Here is a 2,819-nt window from a genome sequence, read left to right on the forward strand (position 1 = left end):
CTGCGGGGGCCGCGTCGCCGGTGGTGCGCCCCGCCGGGATCAGCCGGCCGCGCAGGTGGGTGCGGGCGTAGGCGATGGCGTCCGGTGTCGTCCCGAAGACGTGGCCGTCCGCGCGCAGGCGGTCGAGTATGCCGAGGGCGTCCAGGGGGCGGTGGTGTTCGTCGCGGATGCCGGAGACGAGGACGAGGGTGCCGCGCCGCTGGAGCTCGGTGATGGCGTCGCCGAGGACGGTGGCGCCGCTGGCGTCGATCGCGCTGACCCTCGACATCCGCAGTATCGCGACCTTGACCTCGGTGGACTCGGTGAGTTCGAGCAGGAAGCGGTGGGCGGCGGCGAACAGCAGCGGCCCGTCGATGCGGTAGGCGACGATGTGCTCGGCGAGCAGCGCCTGCTCCTCCTCGTGGTGGTCGCCCGCCGGCTGGTCGGCGTGCAGGGGGACCTGTTCGACGCGGGCGGCCTTGGCGACGGCGGCGAGCGCCAGGGCGCCGGAGACGAGCATCCCGACGACGACGGCGGTGACCAGGTCGAAGGCGAGGGTGGCCGCGGCGGTGAGGGCGAGGACGGCGGCCTCGCCCCGGCCGGTGCGGGCGAGCGCGCGCAGTGAGCCGACCTGGACCATGCGTACGGCGGTGGCGATCAGCACGCCGGCCAGGGCGGCGAGCGGGATGCCGGCCACGAGCGGGGCGGCCGCGAAGACGATCACGGCGAGGACGGCGGCGTGGACGAGGGCGGCGAGCCGGGAGGCGGCGCCGGAGCGCACGTTGACGGCGGTGCGGGCGATGGCGCCGGTCGCGGCGACGCCGCCGAACAGCGGGGCGGCGAGGTTGGCCAGGCCCTGGCCGAACAGTTCGCGGTTGCTGTCGTGGCGCTCGGAGACGCTCATCGCGTCGGCGGCGGTCGCGGACATGAGAGACTCCAGCGCGGCCAGCGCCGCGACGGCGAGGGCCGAGGGCAGGAGCGCCGGAATCGCGGAGGGGTCGAGGAAGCCGAGCGAGGGGGCCGGGAGCCCGGCGGGCAGGTGACCGATGGTGGCCACCGGCAGGTCGGCGAACCTGGCGACGACGGTGGCGGCGACGACGGCGATCAGGGAGAACGGCACGGCCGGCCGCAGCCGTACGCCGACCAGCATCACGGCCGCCACCGCGAGCGCCACCGCGACGGCGGCCCAGTGCGGGGCGGCGGCGAACTCTCGGACGGCCTTGGCGGCGACGAGTGCGGGGTTGTCGCCCTCGGGCTTGGTGACGCCGAGCGCGCCGGGGACCTGCTGGAGGGCGATGACACCGGCGATGCCGAGCGTGAAGCCCTCGACCACGGGCACCGGCACGTAGGCCATCCAGCGCCCCGCGCCCAGCAGGGCCAAACCGATGAGGACCACGCCGGCCAGCAGGCCGACCGTCAGGACCCCGTCGGTGCCGTAGCGGGCGACGATCGGGACGAGGACGACGGTCATCGCGCCGGTGGGGCCGGACACCTGGAGGTTGGAACCGCCGAAGACGGCGGCCAGCGCCCCGGCGACGACGGCGGTGGCCAGGCCCGCCTCGGCGCCCGCGCCGGAGGATATGCCGAAGCCGAGGGCGAGCGGCAGCGCGACGATGGCCACGGTGAGCCCGGCGAGCAGGTCCTTGCGCGGGGAGCGGCCCATGGTGGCGAGGATCTGACGGGTGGGCAGAACCGCGCGCACCCGGTCGAGGACGGTGTTCACGCCCGGACCTCCCCGGCCCCGGCGCGCAGTTCGGACAGCAGCTGCCCCTGCTCGCTGATGACCGTGCTCAGTATCCGGCGGGCGGCCAGCAGCAGCTCGGACACGTCCGGGGTGGAGAGCGTGTAGACGACGGTGCCGCCGTCGCGGGTGGCGATCACCAGGTTGGACCGGCGCAGGATCGCGAGCTGCTGGGAGAGGTTGGAGGCCTCGATGTCGAGGTCGGCGAGCAGATCCCGGACCGGAGTCGGGCCGTTCTGCAGCAGTTCCAGCACCCGGATGCGCACCGGGTGGCCCAGGGTGCGGAAGAACTCCGCCTTCGCCTGGTACAGCGGGACGGCCATACTCAGCCTTCTCCTTGCGTCGTGCTCGGGTTGTTCAGTCCGCGACGTCGATGCCGTGCAGGGCCGCGATCGCGAGCAGTCCGCAGACGCGGCCCTCGTAGGCCACGACGCCTTCGTCGTCGCTCGCGGCCCGCGCGTCGCTCAGGGCCCGGCGCGCCGTGGCCAGCTGCTCGCGCAGCTCCTGCTCGAAGGCCTCGGCCATCGCCATCCTCCCTCGCCCCGGCCGTCCGCCTGGGGGCGGCCGCGGGCACGCTTCTCCTGTCGGACTGCGCAACATCTTGTGCGGAGATGAAGAATTTCGCAACTCGACTGTTCTGCATGTGGTGGATTCAGACAATCGCGATCTCTTCCGATCGTCGGCGGACTTCGAGCCGGACAGGACCGGCCGCATCCGTGCGCGCGGCTCGCACGAAGCGCCACACGTGGTCGTATCCGGGCAGGCCTGCCACCCCCGGAGCCGCGGAACGTTCACCCAAGACCTGAACAGTTGCTAATATTCGCAACTGCGAGGTGCGGGAGGGCGGGGTAGGTAGCCCGCCGGGCGGTTCGTGGCGGGACGGCAGGCATGGGCCCGGCGACATGGAAGTTGTGCTCCATGGCGCGGGCCCGCGGGAACGCCGTGGACGGCCCGGTCGCCCTGCCCTCCCGCGGCTTCCCGCGGCCGATGGGGGCCGCGTGCCCGTCGCCGCCTTCGGACGTGGTCGCCCGAAGGTGGCGGCGGGCGCCTTCGGGACCGGGCGTGTTTCCGCCGCCTCGCCGACAGGTCTATAGTCTCT

3 protein-coding genes are annotated in these 2,819 nt (G+C 73.8%); all 3 read right to left on the reverse strand.

What is annotated here, in order from left to right:
• Positions 1–1,642, reverse strand: a 1,642-nt coding sequence (locus J0670_RS34895; RefSeq protein WP_207816502.1) for a SulP family inorganic anion transporter, incomplete at its 3' end; no start/stop codon positions are given.
• A 56-nt stretch (positions 1,643–1,698) separates the two neighbouring features.
• Positions 1,699–2,043: a helix-turn-helix transcriptional regulator gene (locus J0670_RS34900; protein WP_207816500.1), complete on the reverse strand. Its 345-nt coding sequence runs from the start codon at positions 2,041–2,043 to the stop codon at positions 1,699–1,701.
• Positions 2,044–2,077: 34 nt separating this feature from the next.
• A complete protein-coding gene (locus J0670_RS34905) occupies positions 2,078–2,245 on the reverse strand; it encodes a hypothetical protein (RefSeq protein WP_207816501.1) in 168 nt (55 codons plus the stop codon).
• Positions 2,246–2,819 lie beyond the last annotated feature (574 nt).

Source organism: Streptomyces sp. FH025, assembly GCF_017427025.1.
Classification (GTDB): domain Bacteria; phylum Actinomycetota; class Actinomycetes; order Streptomycetales; family Streptomycetaceae; genus Kitasatospora.